The sequence below is a fragment of the Aliinostoc maniaoense genome (assembly GCF_058172895.1).
In genome coordinates, this window is sequence record NZ_CP187952.1 from 4,813,608 (window position 1) to 4,829,401 (window position 15,794).

A 15,794-nucleotide genomic window follows, 5' to 3' on the forward strand; every position below is an offset into this window, starting at 1 on the left:
GCCTAGAACTTCTATCGTATAGAATTAATAGAACCAAAAAAATAACGATATGTTATACAAGTCAAATCAAGACTTGCCTTTAGAAATACGTAAACAGCTATCAGAGGCATACCAAGACCTTTACCGCGCCGCTTTTAACTCAGCCCTGCATTGGTATGGTGAAGATTCTAAGGCTCACCATGTAGCACTAAGTGCTGTCAGAATGCAGTCGGCCATGCAAAAAAATGTTGTTTTACAAAGTTGACATCCTCACCGCACTTTTAGGGCGGTGATTCCTAAGAGGATGTTTGGAAAGTCTAAAAAAACTCCAGTAACTGTATTCTGTCAGTAGATAAAAAAGCGACAGGGTTACTAGAGCAATGTCTACATCATATCCAACAGACCTGACAGATGAACAATGGGAATTGTTATCAAATCTGATACCGCCTGAAAATCTAGGGTGTCGTCCTCGTTGTGTTGATCTACGTGGGGTGGTTAGTGCTATCTTTTATATTCTTTGTGCGGGTTGTGCATGGCGAATGTTGCCGCATGACTTTCCGAAGTGGCAAACGGTCTACTACTATTTCCGCAAATGGCGAATGGATGGTACATGGGAAGGTATGAATCATAAGCTACAACAATGGGTGCGGGTTGTGGAAAACCGAGAAGCTAATCCCAGTGCGGCAATAGTCGATTGCCAATCTGTAGAGAATGGAACAATGGTGTCAAAGGATGTTGGTTTTGATTCAGGTAAGTTAGTAAAAGGACGTAAACGCCATTTGCTGGTTGACACCCTGGGATTGGTCTTAATGGTTGTAGTGACATCAGCATATGAATCTGATAAAGCTGGAGCAAAGAAATTATTTGCACAAGCCTACAACAGGATCAGCGATCGCCTGACACGGTTAGTTTGTATTTGGGTTGATGCTGGATACCAAGGTGAGGGATTTATGAAATGGGTGATGGACACTTACCATTGGATTTTAGCGGTTGTACGTCGTCCAACTGATACCAAAGGCTTTGTTCTACTGCCAAGACGTTGGGTTGTTGAGCGCAGTTTTGGTTGGTTTAATTGGTGTCGCCGGTTAAGTAAAGACTACGAAATTTTACCGCAGACCCATGAAACATTTGTACAAGTCGCAATGATTCGGTTAATGCTGAGAAGACTTGCTTGATTGATTAGTTTCATACTTTCCAAACATCCTCTAAGACTCACGACTAAGGACGGGGTTTCTACCCATTTTCCTGATGAACAACAAACTGCGTGGAAAAATCATGCCAGTTGCACTGTTGATAATGGTATCGTGAAACGAGACATCATTAGTTTTACTAGAGCAAATTAGCTGGTATGTTTTCCACCGATTCCCACTCACTGCACAATGCCATTCCCGTCGAGAAAATCCGCTACGATGAACGGGGTTTAGTGCCAGCAATCGTCCAAGATTACTTGGATGGAACGGTGCTGATGATGGCGTGGATGAATCAGGAATCGTTACAAAAGACCTTAGACACTAAAGAAACTTGGTTTTGGAGTCGTTCCCGCCAGGAGTTATGGCACAAGGGAGCGACTTCTGGGCATATCCAAAAGGTGCAAAGCATTCGTTATGACTGCGATAGTGATGCTTTACTGATTGGCGTAGAGCAAGTAGGAGATATTGCTTGTCATACAGGTGAGCGCAGTTGTTTTCATCAGATAGAAGGAAAAATTACTGCACCACCAGGGGATACCTTATCACAGGTGTTTCAGGTAATATGCGATCGCCGGGATCATCCGAATGAAAATTCCTACACCTGCAAGTTGTTAGCTGGTGGGGATAACAAGATTTTAAAGAAAATTGGCGAAGAATCGGCTGAGGTAGTCATGGCCTTTAAAGATGATGAACCAGATGCGATCGCTGGTGAAGTGGCAGATTTGCTCTACCATACACTAGTTGCCTTAGCTCACCATCAAGTAGATTTAAAGGCAGTTTATCGCCAACTCCAAAAACGCCGACGTTAAAAATTAGGGAGTGTGAGTAGAGCTAAGGGGAAAAACTGATGACTAATGACCAAAATATCAACGGCGAGCAAGCCCCTGGCTTCAGACATGGGGGTTAGCCGTTGGCGATTTTAATCGCCGTCCAAATTCTTCTATTAATTCACTAACGCTAATACCTCTATTGCTGGACTCCATTTTCATGTTTTCCCAAGCGGAAGGGGTAACTACTATCTGATGCCTTTCTTTAACTTCATCATGCAAAACTGGCACATTTTTTAATCTTTTTTTAGTTGCCATATTTAGATATTGTGTATATGCTAAATATAGTCTATCAAAGGAAAGGGGGTGATACAAGAGTGTTGATACTAGAATATAAAGCGGTTGTTAAGAAAGCCCAATCAACAGCAATAGATGAAGCTATTCGCACAAGTCAGTTTGTCCGCAACAAAGTTCTTAGATATTGGATGGATAATCGTGGCATTGGCAAAAAACAACTGTATCAGTACAACACTCAACTAAGAACAGAATTTAAATTTGTTAATGATTTAAACAGTCACGCTTGTCAGGCATCAGTAGAAAATGTAGAACGCGCTATCAATCGGTTCTTTGATAACTGCAAGAAAAACAAGCCTGGAAAGAAGGGTTATCCCAGATTCAAAAAGCATAGTCGTTCAGTTGAATACAAGGTATCTGGTTGGAAGTTGCACCCAACAAAACGTCGCATAACTTTTACCGATAAAAAAGGTATTGGCGAGCTTAAATTATTAGGTAAGTGGGATATTCATCAATACCCTGTTGAACTAATTAAACGAGTTCGGATTGTGCGTCGAGCCGACGGATGTTATGTTCAGTTTTGCCTCAAGATTGATAATCAACAAGAAGCTCCACTAACTACATCAGAAATTGGTATTGATGTAGGTTTGGAGTATTTCTACTCTGATAGCAACGGTAATCATCAAGAGAACCCGCGCTTTTTACGCAAAGCAGAACAGGAAATTAAGCGGGTTCAACGTAACATTTACAAGAAGAAAAAGGGGTCATCTGGCAGAAGAAAAGCGCGTGGTATTTATGCTCGTAAACATTTAAAAGTAACTCGACAAAGGAATGAACACGCTAAAAAATTAGCACGTAACTTATGCCTAGCTAACGCTAAGGTAGTCGTGGAAGATTTAAATGTTTCGGGCTTGGTAAGAAACCACAAGCTTGCTAAGAGTATTTCTGATGCGTCTTGGTACAACTTCCGCCAGTGGCTTGAATACTTTGGTGAGAAATTTGGACGGGAAATAATTGCTGTCCCGCCACATTTCACTAGCCAAGAGTGCAGCAATTGTCGTGCAAGAGTACAGAAATCTCTCAGCACTCGAACTCATTCTTGTCCGCATTGCGGTCACATTGAACAAAGGGATGTGAATGCAGCCAAAGTAATTTTAAGGAGCCAGTGCCGTGGGCGGGTTTCCCGACTTGTTCGCGTAGCGTCTCGTAGAGAGGTAACTGGCGTTCGTGCAAAGGCTAGGCAGTGCGGTCTTGGGGTCTCCCCAAGGGGAGCAACTGCCGCTACCGGAGGGCATCCGGGAAGTAACGCCAGTCGAGATGTTCCCTCTACTTCTATTGGTCGCAAGACCTGTAAAAGCAAGGAACGTCAGTGACGCTGGAATCCCCCGCCTTCAGGCGTGGGGAGTGTCAACATTAGATAAATGATCTAATTGCATCCTTTGTTCCATTTGGCGCAGAAAATAACCCGTCATCATGGCCGATGCTAGTAGTCCGGCTAGGTTTTCTTTGTCTGTGGTAATTTGGACGTTGAAATTTTCTGCGGGGAGCATTCCCACTAGCCCTTGTACGTTTTGGGAAATAATTTGTTTAATTTCCGGGCTGACTGACTGAGCAACACGGGCTAGAACTTCTGGAGACTGATGTTGCAGATATTTGAGTAGCTGATTGGGGTTCTCCCCAAAGTTCTCAGAAAGCAGTTGGTTGGGGTTTTCCTCGGAGTTGTCGTTCAAAAAGTCAGGATCAAACACCATTGGCAATTTTTTTTAGCTTAGTTGCTAATTCTACTCTAAACCATAGTACAAGGGTAGTGGGTAATTAGGCATTATTCAGTTCCTAGCTTACTGCTCCCTGGCTTACAGGTGTAGGTTTTTTACGGTGTGTACGAAAAAGCTTGGTTTTGGGGTGTAGGGGTGTAGGGGTGTAGGGGTGTAGGAGACAAGGGAGACAAGGGAGGGGGAGTGTGGGGAGAGAGGGGAGTGTGGGGGGAAAGATTTGTTTTCCACCATTCCACACCTCCCACACCTCCCACACCTCCCACACCTCCCACACCTCCCACACCCTGCGCTATTCCCAATGCCCCATGCCCAATGCCCCATGCCCCATGCCCCATGCCCCCTCTTAATTTGCAGACTCCCCTGTTTCTAGTTCTAGTTCTAATTGTTGTTCTTTCGGTTCTTGGTTGAGGATTTGGGGAAGTTGTTCGATTTGGAAATATTGATGAAATTTTGAGGTTACTTGTAGGGAATAGGAACGAGATTCATTATCTCGGCGTTTGCGAACAAAACCTAGTTCGACTAGTTCGGGGACGTGTTGATATACTCCTGAGCCACGGAGGTTAATTAAATCGCTTTGGAGGATGGGGCTATTAAGGGCGATCGCTGCTAAAGTTCTTAATGCACCTAGTCCTAATTCTACTGGAATCAGCGTTTGTACTAAGTCATGGAAGTCAGACCGTAATTGCAAGCTGTAACCTGCTGGTGTTTCTACAACTTCCAAAGCACTTTCTCGGTGGGCATAGTTGTCCATTAGTTCGATCATGCCTTCTTCTACCGTCGCGCGATCGCAAGCGGCATACTCGGCAATTTCACCGAGGGATAACGGCTTACCCTTCAAATAGAGAATCGCTTCTATCTTAGTCGCTGTGGCTGTATTCATACAATTCAAAATTCACAATACCCTATCGAGTAGCAAGCTACAAAATTCACAATTCCAAATCAAAAATCTGAATTTTGTTTGTTGAATTTTTCTATTGAGATGGCATCATCATTCAACAATAAATTGTGTGGGATTATACCTGTTTATCGGTTTTAAGTCAAGATAAATCTCTACTCTTTCAGCCTGACTTACTCTCGACTACTGAGGATAAATTCTGCGATCGCTAAATCTTGGGGAGTAGTGATTTTGAGATTTGTCTCTTCTCCTTCCACAATTTGCACTGTGATGCCGCACTTTTCAAACAAAGCTGCATCGTCGGTGACTTCCCAACCTTGACGAACACCTTCAGCGTGGCACTGTTTTAAGAGCTTGACATTAAATCCTTGGGGTGTTTGTGCTGCCCAGAGATAACTACGGTCGGGTGTACTTTGAATTATGCCATTTTCATCCACGACTTTGATTGTATCTTTAACTGGTACAGCCGCAATTAACCCAGAACATCGACGAATAGCGTGAGCGCAGGCATTGAGTAAATCAGGTGTAGCCAAACATCTAGCCCCATCGTGAATTAAAACCTGTTCTGCCTCCTGTGGTAGTGCCTGTAAACCGTTATAAACTGATTCTTGCCGAGTAGAACCGCCGACAATTAACTCTACTGGTTTAGTCAACTGTAAGTTAGCGATAATTTCCTTAAATTCTGGCCAATCAGTAGGTTGAGAAATAATCCCAATCCAAGTAATTTCCTGTGCTGCTTGTGCAGCCAATAGAGTCCAAGCGAGAATAGATTGCGATCGCACTTCCAAAAGCAGTTTATTCCGTTGACTTCCCATTCTTTTGCCGACACCTGCGGCGGGAATTAGTAAATACACAGCGTTCCTCAATCTTTATAGTAGGGGGTGTAGGGGTGTAAGAGGCAGGGGGGCAGGGGGCAGGGGGCAGGGGGAGACAAGGTAGACAAGGTAGACAAGGGAGAAATATTTATGCCAATGCCCAATGCCCAATGCCCAATGCCCAATGCCCAATGCCCAATGCCCAATGCCCAAAATTCTTTAATTTTGAATTTTGAATTTTGAATTTTGAATTGATATGCCCAATTCCCCAATATCTAATATCTAACACCTATATTCACCTAAAATAAGGAGCGAGTAAGCGTCAATAATTATTATGCGAGTAGTAGCCCTTGTACCTGGTGGAATTGGCGATCAAATTCTCTTCTTTCCGACTCTAGACGATTTGAAGAGATGTTATCCAAACTCTCAACTAGATGTCGTTACTGAACCCCGGTCAAAGGCTGCCTACCGGGTGAGTAAGTCAGTCAATGAGGTACTGACTTTCGATTACACAGACCGTAACAGCCTGGCAGATTGGGGCAACCTTGTAGGCACAATTCGAGATCGTGAGTATGATGTAGCCATTAGCGTTGGTCAAAGTTGGTTAGTGGGACTTTTTCTCTGGTTAACCGGAATCCCCACGCGCATCGGCTACCAAGGTAAAGGTTCTGGATTTCTGACCAAGACTGTACCTTTGAAATCATCTCAATATGTAGCAGCAACTTACCATGATTTGCTACAACCTTTAGGTATTAGCACCCCTAACCCAGAGTTAGTTGTGAATGTACCTAAACCTGACATTGAATGGGCGCAAACAGAACAAAAACGCCTAGGCATAAATGAAACAGGTTATGTGTTGATTTATGGTGGTGCTAGCTGGGCATCAAAAGCCCGGGGGTTGGAGGTTTACCCCCTAGAGAACTGGCAAGAAATTATTCAAGATTTTCAAACTAAACAGCCAGATTTATCTATAGTGGTGATTCAAGGGCCAAATGATGAAGCATTGGTGCGATCGCTCCGAGATTTATGTCCCAATATTAAAGTGACGACTCCTGAAGATATCGGTAAATTAGCCGCTATCATCGCTGGAGCTAGCTTGATGTTGACTACTGATAGTGCGCCACTACAAGTTAGTGTAGCAGTACAGACTTATACTATCGGTTTGTTTGGTGCTACAGAGCCAAGCAAATTGTTACCAAACAGTGACAAGTTTTTGGGGATTAAATCTGCTACCGGAAGACTAGCAGATATTTCTCCCAAAACGATTTTGCAAAAAGTCTGGGGAGGCTAATAGCAATTCTCTAAAATAAACCTACATAGAGACGGCAGGGGGCAGGGGGCAGGGGGCAGGGCGCAGGGGGCAGGGGGCAGGGGGCAGGGGAAGAATGAGCTATCTGTAGCCGGGATTTAGAGAAATGGTATAAGAAGGTTGTAGGTTGTGGGGTGTGGGGTTTCCCGGCATGATGAAGCAACTGCCGTGGGATTTTCGATATTAGGATTTTTGGATTGTTTTTGGTACAACCTCCACGCCACAGAATTTTAGATTTTGAATTTTGGATTGAATCTAAAATTTAAAATCTAAAATCTAAAATCTAAAATCTAAAATTGATTGCTCATGTTTCCTAGTTTTTTACCACCTACCGTTAAGCAACTGACAGAATCTACTTCGATCGCTCTGGCTGAGAATATTCAAACTGAAGCGATCGCTACTCCGTTAACTAACTTACCTATCACTACGAGCTATGTACGTCAAGGTCATGGAGGCACACCAATATTATTAATTCATGGCTTTGATAGTTCTGTTTTAGAATTTCGGCGGCTTTTGCCATTGCTAGGGCAAGAAAATGAAACTTGGGCGGTGGATTTATTGGGGTTTGGTTTTACAGAAAGAGTCTCAGGGCTAGGATTTAACCCTGGGGCAATTAAAACCCATTTATATTATTTTTGGAAAACCTTAATTCAGCAACCTGTGATTTTAGTCGGTGCATCAATGGGAGGAGCGGCGGCGATTGATTTCACTTTAACCTACCCAGATGCAGTTAAGAAATTAGTGTTAATTGATAGTGCTGGATTGAGAGGAGGTTCACCGTTAACTAAATTGATGTTTCCGCCTTTAGATGCTTGGGCTACGAATTTCTTGCGGAGTTTGAAAGTGCGCGATCGCGTTGCTCGTGCTGCTTATAAAGATACCACTTTCGCCTCGGTGGATGCTTTATATTGTGCCGCATTACATCTAGAAATGCCCAATTGGTCGCCAGCTTTAATTGCTTTTACTAAAAGCGGTGGTTACAGTGCTTTTCGATTTAAGAAGTTAGGAGAAATTCAACAACCAACTTTAATTTTATGGGGTGATGCTGACAAGATTTTAGGAACAGAAGATGGCAAAAGATTTAAACGTGCTATTCCTCACAGTCAATTAGTTTGGATTGCTAATTGTGGTCATGTTCCCCATTTAGAACAGCCTCAACTTACTGCTGAAAATATCCTGAATTTTGCTAGTGTTGATGGGTGATTGAGGAGTATTAGGGCAGGGGGCAAACTAATTCAAAATTCAAAATTCAAAATTCAAAATTCAAAATTAAAGAACTTTTGCTGTTGGAATTTTGACTTGTTTATGCCCAATGCCCAATTCCCAAATTACAGATTTTTAGGTGGTGTGGCGATACCTTGCTTGACTAAATTGGTTTCTAATTGTTTGATGAATTGCATATCTGTTTCTAATAAATGTTGGTGAGTGAGTTGGGAAGGGTTTGTCTCTAGAAAGGTGAATGCTTGCCGGAATTGATTGGGGCTGGCTGCAAATGGTGCATCAAAATGACAGGCAATAATTTGCTGAAAATCCCACTTTGCGACTTGGTTCGCCCAATTAATTACCTCGGTTGGTGCTTGGGGAAGAATCAGCGTTTGTAAAATCGGGGCTACTAATGGTCTACCATGACCTCGGAGGGCGGTAAATGAATACTGCCAATTGTCTTGCCAACGAAATGGAAATAAACCCCAGTAGGCTTTGGGTGAATGATCTGGGGCTTGAATGGCATCTCTTAGCATCTGCCTTAGTCCTGTGATTTGCAGTGTACCAGGACGAAAGTAAATAGCAAATAAACAAATGCGTTGCCATCCTTGGCGGCGGTTGGTGGGGTTATCTACAATTTTTTGATGTGGGTGTTCTCTGGCGTGGAATAGTAAGGGGTAAGGATCTAATTGGCTGATGGCGGGTGGATCTTCTGGTATGGATAATACTGTATCGGTGACAAGGAGAGTACGCGATCGCTTATGGAACATTGCCACTTCTACAAATGAACCCTTGCCTAAATTAATATCTAAAATTCGATAGTCTAACTCATCAGCAAAGGGAGCTTGAGTACTATCTTCTGGTAGTATCTGGGTGCGCTTGTGGGGAAATCCTAACCAACTCAAGGGCATTTTCCAGGGGAAACTCCACTGGTGAGGGGCAATGAACACCTGGGCTTGAGGAAAGCATCTGGCAAATGGCCCAACAAATACTTTATGTTCTAAACCGGAACTAGTTGGGAGAATAATATACTTAACTTCTCCATGCTGGGCTACCAAATCTCTCACGAGTCTGACACACTCTGGAGTTGCCGCCACTGGCGCGTAAACCAACAAGCCACCTGCATCTAGCTTAATCACAGTCATACGAATGGGGACTATGGTATAGAGAATGCCGTGGAGTTGATCAAATGTCCAAATAGTATCTTTTACAACTTCTCGGCACAGCGTCCGCCGTTTGTGATATGGGTACAGTGGTAAAGCTAGCCAGAACGGCCAAAACCAATCTCTAGGATTCTCACCCGGCGACTCTACCCGTGATCTCATCATCATTAAACTATGTTCATGCTCCTTATTCCATTTCTAGCATTGAGCATTGATCAATATAATTAAGGAAGATTAAGCACAAAATAATTAAAATAAAGTTTAATTACGAATTACGAATTACGTTAGCGGAGCGGGGCGTTAGCCCATTACGAATTATGAACCAAACCGCCCTAAATCTAGTTGCCATATCTGTTTTTCTGATGACACTATCGGCATTGTTGGGGCCGTTAATTAACTTATCCCCTACGATTCCAGCGATCGCCACTTTCACTATTTTAGGTATAGCCACCGTTGATAGTTTCAGTTTACAAGGTAAGGGGGGGACGATTATTTTAGATTGGATTGCGGGATTTTCTCCACAACACCGCGATCGCATTATTCACCATGAAGCTGGCCATTTCCTTGTCGCCCATCTGTTAGGAATCCCCGTCACAGGTTATACCCTCACTGCTTGGGAAGCCTGGAAACAAGGACAATCTGGCCAAGGTGGTGTGACTTTTGATGACCAAGAATTAGCTTTGCAGTTGCAGCAAGGTAAAATCAGCCAACAAATGCTAGATCGTTACTGTACTGTTTGGATGGCGGGTATTGCAGCAGAAAGTATAGTGTTTCAACAGGCTGAAGGCGGTGGAGATGATCAAAGTAAATTAGCTAGTGTTTTGAAGACTTTAGGTTTCTCTCAGTCAGCCTATCAGCAAAAACAAAGATTTCACGCCCTACAAGCCAAAACTCTCTTAGAAGAAAATTGGTCTAGTTATCAAGCTTTAGTTCAAGTCATGGCACAACGGGGTACTGTTGCAGATTGCCAAAATGCGATCGCTAATTCTTAACTATTCACTGTTCACTATTCGCTATGTCTTCTTGATTAAATAGTTCTAACAAACCAATTGTGCCTACGAAAAAAGTATAAATACCATATTGTAGTGGTATCCTGTTTTTCGTAGGGGCGTAAATAGTTGCTATTACTGCTTCTAAAAAATGGATTGTGATAGCAGTTCGCCCTATCCAAAAAATTATATTTAAATTATTTAAGATTTGCTTGTTGTTTATTAATATATAAGCGTTCCATAATTGTAAAATAATTGCTAGAGTCATAACCACTATAGATATTTTTTTTATAAAAACCAACATTTTAGGGTTGATTTTTGGAAAAACTATCTTATTCAGAACTAGTTTGATGTTCACCATAGTAAGGTCGGGGGCTTTATTAAGTACAGACCAGATTTTATCTTATTTCATATTTCCCCCATACCCCTATATTTGTATTTCAAGAAACTGCTTCCAGGTTGGAGACTAGGGAGTATTGTTCCCAGCCAATGACTTGGTTTCGCCCGGCGGCTTTAGCGGCTAAGAGACACTGATCAGCACGGTGTAACAAGTACATTCCTTTGTCATCATCATTGGGTTGTAAACAAGCTACACCTAAACTGATGCTGATATGCAGATGTAATTTACTGTTGATTGCAAATGGTTGTTCTCTGACTATCCGATTGAGACGTTCGGCTACTGTTAGGGCTTCTTCTTCGTTAGTATGGGGTAAAAGTACTACAAATTCTTCACCACCGTAACGGAATGCTGTGTCTTGACTACGTAGATTGTGACGTAGACGATTGCACAACAATTGTAAAAGGCGATCGCCAACTAAATGCCCATGTTGATCGTTAACTTTTTTAAAGAAGTCTACATCTATAATAATTAAGCTCAAGGGAATATCTTGAGTGCGGGCTTTGTTGATTTGTCGTGGTAAATCCCATTCTAGGGCGCGACGATTGTTTAAATCTGTGAGTGAATCTGCTAGAGCGATCGCTGATAAGATATCATTTGTATTCATTAAATCCCGGTACTTTTGGACTTTTCGCACACCAACTGTTAATTGACTTAGGATTAAATTTTTAGTTGCAGTTGTGAGGCGATCGGTTTTCTGTTCAGTTAATAACCAAATATAGGCATCTGCACCTTGATTTAGTGCATTAGCAGTCATTTCAAACTCCCATTCGCAACTGCGTTGACTTTTCTCAACTAGCTGCTCTTGGCGATCCTCTATGAAAATACAATGTATCCACGATAGCTGGTTTTGTTCTTTTAACCAGCTGCAAATATTGATGCTACCCTTCCAACTTGCCTGCACAAATATGACATCGGGCTGCACAATTTGTATGTGTGACACTGCCTGATTGAAATCACTAATCACTTTTAAATTAAAAGTGTGGGCATCATGAATCTGATCAGGAAGTGTGGCAAGAAAATTATGACTTCCAAAGACCAGAATACTGGTTTTCATTTCTGTGATGTTTGCCTTTATTTGTAGTAATACTCAAGTTTCTTTTCCCTGTAACTTATAGATTTATAATTCTCCAAAATCTATGTATATATCTATACATTTTTACCTCCAAATAAACAAATTCCTGAAAATTTAATGTCCTCTTAATACATTTACAGAAATCTAGAAATAATGAATTGTTTTCACTTATTTTTTGGAAAATACTGAGTTTATTTTTAGAAAACAGTATAAACACTGAATATTATACGGATGAATAATATTCATTATGTATTTATCAGTCGATAATAATTCAAATGAGTATAAACTACTGATAAAGATATTCTTGCAATTGAAAAAAACTAAGATTTTGCTTATTTTAATATCATAATAATCTGAATTATGTAACATCCGTACAAATAATGAAAAAACCAAAAAAATAATGTTTTTTATACTGATAGTTGCTAAATGATATTACTTAATTAAAGGCTTTTAGGAAAAAATTTACCCAAAATCACTTAAAATATTTGTAATTTTCTATACAAATTAAAAACATAAAAATTTTATAAACTTCATTGGAAAATAGTCATGGAAGTAGTGAATATGCCCAAATAAGAAGCAGATTGAAGAAATTATCTAAAAAAATCCGATTTGATGATTGAAATTACTTACGTAATCAGGCACGGGAGTTGTTGAAACAGCCAAAAAAGACTTTGGATGTCTAGGGACTTTTGTTTAATTGTTCATATATGATAAAAGCTGCAAATTAAAAATTTACAATCAAAATAAATACCAGTTAATTTACTTAAGTCAGAAATTTAATATAGCCATATAGCTATAAAACCATAGTTCCAATAAAAACATTTAATTTGGGATATTAACTAACAGAGTGGAAATCAGGACTTGAGTCTTTACTGCCAACTTAAAAACGAGGAATTTAGATAAATCAAGAAATGGGGATTTCAAAATTATGTGTTGCGCCTGATATCTATTTCAAGAGCATCATTAGCAAGAAAACCCCATAACCAAAAATGACAAAGCAATATACTGTAGTTCCTACTCCTGACTTGCCACGCTCTTATTTAGGACAGATGACAAATATAGAAGTGCTGAAGAACTGCAAATTGATGGCAGTGAAGGGAAACAAAATGCAAAAATATATAGAGTGCTGACGACTGTTAGCCGTGGCATTTAACCCAGACTGAGTATAAATACTAGGTCTACCATCTAGTCTTTAGTACAGTGGGGTGTAAATAACGATTCTTGCTTTTCACTGATCACCCAACACTGTTAAATAAAATTAGTTTGTCATTTCTTCCCATGTCTTCAAACCCCCAGTTCATCGGCGGTAACGAAATCCGCGCTAAATTCCTTAACTTCTATGCCCAAAGGGGACACCAAATGTTGCCTAGTGCGTCCCTCGTGCCGGAAGATCCGACTGTGCTGCTGACGATCGCGGGGATGCTACCATTTAAACCGATATTCTTGGGACAGCGCACACCAGAATTTAACCGGGCGACAACTTCCCAAAAGTGCATCCGCACCAATGATATTGAAAATGTCGGACGCACTAAACGGCATCACACATTTTTTGAGATGCTGGGTAATTTTAGTTTTGGTGACTATTTTAAAGAACAAGCGATCGCGTGGGGATGGGAAATCTCTACGGAGGTGTTTGGCTTACCCAAGGAACGCTTAGTTGTCAGCGTCTATGAAGAAGATGACGAAGCCTTTGCTATCTGGCGGGATCAAATCGGCGTAGCAGAAGCCAGAATTAAACGCATGGGTAAAGATGATAACTTCTGGGTATCTGGCCCCACTGGCCCCTGTGGCCCTTGTTCCGAAATATATTACGACTTTCACCCAGAACGGGGCGATGACAATATAGATTTAGAAGATGACACCCGGTTCATCGAGTTTTATAACTTGGTATTCATGCAATACAACCGGGATGCAGAAGATAACTTAACACCCCTGCAAAATAAAAACATTGATACAGGTATGGGTTTGGAGAGAATGGCGCAAATCCTCCAACAAGTGCCGAATAATTATGAAACAGACTTAATTTTCCCGATTATCGAGACAGCCGCTAAAATCGCCGATATCAATTACCACAACAGCGACGAGAACACCAAAGTTTCGTTAAAAGTCATCGGGGATCACGTCCGTTCCGTGGTTCACATGATTGCAGACGAAATCCGCGCCTCCAACGTGGGGAGGGGTTACATATTGCGGCGATTAATTCGGCGGGTGGTGCGTCATGGGCGATTAATTGGGATTACTGGCGAATTTATTAACCAAGTTGCAGAAACTGCGATCGCACTTTCGGAATCAGCATACCCCAATGTGCGCCAAAGAGAAGCCGCAATTAAAGCCGAATTGCAAAGAGAAGAAGCGAATTTCCTCAAAACTTTAGATAGAGGCGAGAAACTGCTTGCAGAAATCATCGCCGAGGTGAAAAAGCAAGGAAAAACCTCTATTACTGGTGAAAGTGCGTTTACACTTTACGATACCTACGGCTTCCCCTTAGAACTCACCCAAGAAATCGCCGAGGAAAACAACTTAACTGTTGATGAAGACGGCTTTAATGTCGAGATGCAAAAGCAAGTCGAACGCGCCAAAGCCGCCCACGAAACTATCGACTTAACAGTACAAGGTTCTCTCGACAAACTCGCGGAACATATCCACGCCACCGAATTTTTAGGTTATACCCAACCAGCAGCAACAGCGAAAGTCGAAGTTTTATTAGTGGCTGGTGTTTCCCAAGAGGAAGCCGAAGCCGGAACAGACGTGCAGATTGTTCTCAACCAAACCCCATTCTATGCGGAATCGGGGGGACAAATCGGCGATCGCGGTTATATTTCCGGTGATGGCGTAGTTGTACGCGTGGAAGACGTGAAAAAAGAATCCGATTTCTTCGTCCACTTCGGACGCATCGAACGCGGAACACTGCGCGTAGGTGATACTGTCACCGCCCAAATTGATAGGGCTTGTCGTCGTTGCGCCCAAGCCAACCATACAGCAACTCATTTACTACAAGCGGCGTTAAAGAAAATCGTGGATGAGGGCATATCTCAAGCCGGTTCTTTGGTATCCTTCGACAGATTGCGCTTTGACTTTAACTGTCCCCGCGCTTTAACGCCAGAAGAAGTTCAACAAGTGGAAGAACAGATTAACACCTGGATAGCCGAAGCCCACTCCGCCAAAGTCGAAGTATTACCCTTAGCCGAGGCGAAAGCTAGGGGTGCTGTCGCCATGTTTGGGGAAAAATACGGTGATGAAGTCCGTGTTATAGATTTTCCTGGTGTATCTATGGAATTATGCGGAGGTACACACGTAAGTAATACTGCGGAGATTGGCGTATTTAAGATTATTACTGAAGCTGGCGTGGCTTCTGGAGTGCGGCGAATTGAAGCGGTATCCGGCCCTGCTATCTTAGATTACTTAAATATACGGGATAAAGTAGTTAAAGATTTAAGCGATCGCTTTAAAGTCAAACCCGAAGAACTACCAGACAGAATCACCACCCTGCAAAGCGAACTAAGAAACGCTGAAAAACAACTAGAAACGCTCAAAGGTCAATTAGCGATCGCTAAATCCGAGAGCTTGTTACAAACCGCAACAACTCTAGGCGGACATAAAATTATCGTCGCCGAGTTAGAAGGCGTTGACCCCGAATCATTGAAAACCGCCGCCGAACGCTTACTACAAAAAATCGGTAACGGTGCAGTGGTATTGGGTTCTGTTCCCGAAGCAGGGAAAGTCAGCTTAGTTGCAGCCTTTAGCCCCGAAGTGAACAAGAAAGGCTTACAGGCGGGTAAATTTGTCGGTGCTATAGCGAAAATCTGCGGTGGTGGCGGCGGTGGAAGACCAAACCTCGCCCAAGCCGGCGGACGCGACGCAAGTAAATTACCAACCGCCTTAGAACAAGCACAGACTGATTTAAATTCCGCTTTAGCTTAACTTCTTGTAACAATCTTTCTCA

At 42.1% G+C, this 15,794-nt stretch carries 16 protein-coding genes; 9 read left to right on the forward strand and 7 right to left on the reverse strand.

Features of this window, described 5'->3' with window-relative positions:
* Positions 1-49 precede the first annotated feature (49 nt).
* The 3 genes from ACPZ3T_RS20820 (at position 50) to hisIE (ending at position 1,978) form a co-directional block, all read left to right on the forward strand.
* Complete coding sequence (locus ACPZ3T_RS20820) at positions 50-244, forward strand: ChaB family protein (RefSeq protein WP_490271363.1); 195 nt, start codon at positions 50-52, stop codon at positions 242-244.
* A 115-nt stretch (positions 245-359) separates the two neighbouring features.
* Positions 360-1,154 carry an IS5 family transposase gene (locus ACPZ3T_RS20825; RefSeq protein ID WP_490271364.1) on the forward strand — a complete coding sequence of 265 codons (795 nt, stop codon included), beginning with the start codon at positions 360-362 and terminating at the stop codon, positions 1,152-1,154.
* Between the two features lie 173 nt (positions 1,155-1,327).
* Positions 1,328-1,978: a bifunctional phosphoribosyl-AMP cyclohydrolase/phosphoribosyl-ATP diphosphatase HisIE gene (gene hisIE, locus ACPZ3T_RS20830; protein WP_490271365.1), complete on the forward strand. Its 651-nt coding sequence runs from the start codon at positions 1,328-1,330 to the stop codon at positions 1,976-1,978.
* A gap of 81 nt (positions 1,979-2,059) precedes the next feature.
* Here the strand turns inward: hisIE and ACPZ3T_RS20835 are convergent, their stop codons facing one another.
* A complete protein-coding gene (locus ACPZ3T_RS20835) occupies positions 2,060-2,254 on the reverse strand; it encodes a hypothetical protein (RefSeq protein ID WP_490271238.1) in 195 nt (64 codons plus the stop codon).
* A 59-nt stretch (positions 2,255-2,313) separates the two neighbouring features.
* Between ACPZ3T_RS20835 and ACPZ3T_RS20840 the strand changes: the two genes are divergently transcribed.
* Positions 2,314-3,603, forward strand: a complete 1,290-nt coding sequence (locus tag ACPZ3T_RS20840) for an RNA-guided endonuclease InsQ/TnpB family protein (protein WP_490271366.1) — start codon at positions 2,314-2,316, stop codon at positions 3,601-3,603.
* Between the two features lie 18 nt (positions 3,604-3,621).
* Here ACPZ3T_RS20840 and ACPZ3T_RS20845 read toward each other — a convergent pair whose 3' ends face one another.
* On the reverse strand, positions 3,622-3,981 hold the full coding sequence (locus ACPZ3T_RS20845; RefSeq protein WP_490271367.1) for a DUF760 domain-containing protein: 360 nt from the start codon (positions 3,979-3,981) through the stop codon (positions 3,622-3,624).
* A gap of 227 nt (positions 3,982-4,208) precedes the next feature.
* Here ACPZ3T_RS20845 and ACPZ3T_RS20850 point away from each other — a divergent pair, with 227 nt between their 5' ends.
* Entirely contained in the window at positions 4,209-4,352 is a 144-nt protein-coding gene (locus ACPZ3T_RS20850; protein WP_490271368.1) for a hypothetical protein, read from the forward strand.
* On the opposite strand, the gene scpB is transcribed toward ACPZ3T_RS20850, so the two are convergent.
* A complete protein-coding gene (gene scpB, locus ACPZ3T_RS20855) occupies positions 4,349-4,885 on the reverse strand; it encodes an SMC-Scp complex subunit ScpB (protein WP_490271369.1) in 537 nt (178 codons plus the stop codon). The two genes, ACPZ3T_RS20850 and scpB, sit on opposite strands and share 4 nt — an antisense overlap.
* A gap of 188 nt (positions 4,886-5,073) precedes the next feature.
* Positions 5,074-5,754 carry a 2-C-methyl-D-erythritol 4-phosphate cytidylyltransferase gene (ispD, locus tag ACPZ3T_RS20860; protein WP_490271370.1) on the reverse strand — a complete coding sequence of 227 codons (681 nt, stop codon included), beginning with the start codon at positions 5,752-5,754 and terminating at the stop codon, positions 5,074-5,076.
* A 295-nt stretch (positions 5,755-6,049) separates the two neighbouring features.
* On the opposite strand from ispD, the gene ACPZ3T_RS20865 reads away from it, so the two are divergent.
* Entirely contained in the window at positions 6,050-7,006 is a 957-nt protein-coding gene (locus ACPZ3T_RS20865) for a glycosyltransferase family 9 protein (RefSeq protein ID WP_490271371.1), read from the forward strand.
* Positions 7,007-7,330: 324 nt separating this feature from the next.
* Complete coding sequence (locus tag ACPZ3T_RS20870; RefSeq protein WP_490271372.1) at positions 7,331-8,227, forward strand: alpha/beta fold hydrolase; 897 nt, start codon at positions 7,331-7,333, stop codon at positions 8,225-8,227.
* A 125-nt stretch (positions 8,228-8,352) separates the two neighbouring features.
* Here the strand turns inward: ACPZ3T_RS20870 and ACPZ3T_RS20875 are convergent, their stop codons facing one another.
* A complete protein-coding gene (locus ACPZ3T_RS20875; protein ID WP_490271373.1) occupies positions 8,353-9,558 on the reverse strand; it encodes a DUF4336 domain-containing protein in 1,206 nt (401 codons plus the stop codon).
* A gap of 149 nt (positions 9,559-9,707) precedes the next feature.
* On the opposite strand from ACPZ3T_RS20875, the gene ACPZ3T_RS20880 reads away from it, so the two are divergent.
* Complete coding sequence (locus tag ACPZ3T_RS20880) at positions 9,708-10,382, forward strand: M41 family metallopeptidase (RefSeq protein WP_490271374.1); 675 nt, start codon at positions 9,708-9,710, stop codon at positions 10,380-10,382.
* 4 nt (positions 10,383-10,386) lie between these two features.
* Here the strand turns inward: ACPZ3T_RS20880 and ACPZ3T_RS20885 are convergent, their stop codons facing one another.
* Both ACPZ3T_RS20885 and ACPZ3T_RS20890 read right to left on the reverse strand, forming a co-directional pair.
* Positions 10,387-10,740: a hypothetical protein gene (locus ACPZ3T_RS20885; RefSeq protein WP_490271375.1), complete on the reverse strand. Its 354-nt coding sequence runs from the start codon at positions 10,738-10,740 to the stop codon at positions 10,387-10,389.
* A 79-nt stretch (positions 10,741-10,819) separates the two neighbouring features.
* Positions 10,820-11,833, reverse strand: coding sequence for a GGDEF domain-containing protein (locus ACPZ3T_RS20890; protein WP_490271376.1), 1,014 nt, complete (start codon positions 11,831-11,833; stop codon positions 10,820-10,822).
* Positions 11,834-13,129: 1,296 nt separating this feature from the next.
* Here ACPZ3T_RS20890 and alaS point away from each other — a divergent pair.
* Positions 13,130-15,772, forward strand: a complete 2,643-nt coding sequence (gene alaS / locus ACPZ3T_RS20895; RefSeq protein ID WP_490271377.1) for an alanine--tRNA ligase — start codon at positions 13,130-13,132, stop codon at positions 15,770-15,772.
* Positions 15,773-15,794 lie beyond the last annotated feature (22 nt).

Bases quoted from the DNA above. Each gene is read 5' to 3' on its own strand.
- ACPZ3T_RS20870 (WP_490271372.1), top strand. From the start codon at position 7,331: ATGTTTCCTAGTTTTTTACCACCTACCGTTAAGCAACTGACAGAATCT.
- ACPZ3T_RS20865 (WP_490271371.1), top strand. From the start codon at position 6,050: ATGCGAGTAGTAGCCCTTGTACCTGGTGGAATTGGCGATCAAATTCTC.
- ACPZ3T_RS20890 (WP_490271376.1), bottom strand. From the start codon at position 11,833: ATGAAAACCAGTATTCTGGTCTTTGGAAGTCATAATTTTCTTGCCACA.
- alaS (WP_490271377.1), top strand. From the start codon at position 13,130: ATGTCTTCAAACCCCCAGTTCATCGGCGGTAACGAAATCCGCGCTAAA.
- ACPZ3T_RS20875 (WP_490271373.1), bottom strand. From the start codon at position 9,558: ATGATGATGAGATCACGGGTAGAGTCGCCGGGTGAGAATCCTAGAGAT.
- ACPZ3T_RS20825 (WP_490271364.1), top strand. From the start codon at position 360: ATGTCTACATCATATCCAACAGACCTGACAGATGAACAATGGGAATTG.
- ACPZ3T_RS20885 (WP_490271375.1), bottom strand. From the start codon at position 10,740: ATGGTGAACATCAAACTAGTTCTGAATAAGATAGTTTTTCCAAAAATC.
- scpB (WP_490271369.1), bottom strand. From the start codon at position 4,885: ATGAATACAGCCACAGCGACTAAGATAGAAGCGATTCTCTATTTGAAG.
- ACPZ3T_RS20835 (WP_490271238.1), bottom strand. From the start codon at position 2,254: ATGGCAACTAAAAAAAGATTAAAAAATGTGCCAGTTTTGCATGATGAA.
- hisIE (WP_490271365.1), top strand. From the start codon at position 1,328: ATGTTTTCCACCGATTCCCACTCACTGCACAATGCCATTCCCGTCGAG.
- ACPZ3T_RS20820 (WP_490271363.1), top strand. From the start codon at position 50: ATGTTATACAAGTCAAATCAAGACTTGCCTTTAGAAATACGTAAACAG.
- ACPZ3T_RS20880 (WP_490271374.1), top strand. From the start codon at position 9,708: ATGAACCAAACCGCCCTAAATCTAGTTGCCATATCTGTTTTTCTGATG.
- ACPZ3T_RS20845 (WP_490271367.1), bottom strand. From the start codon at position 3,981: ATGGTGTTTGATCCTGACTTTTTGAACGACAACTCCGAGGAAAACCCC.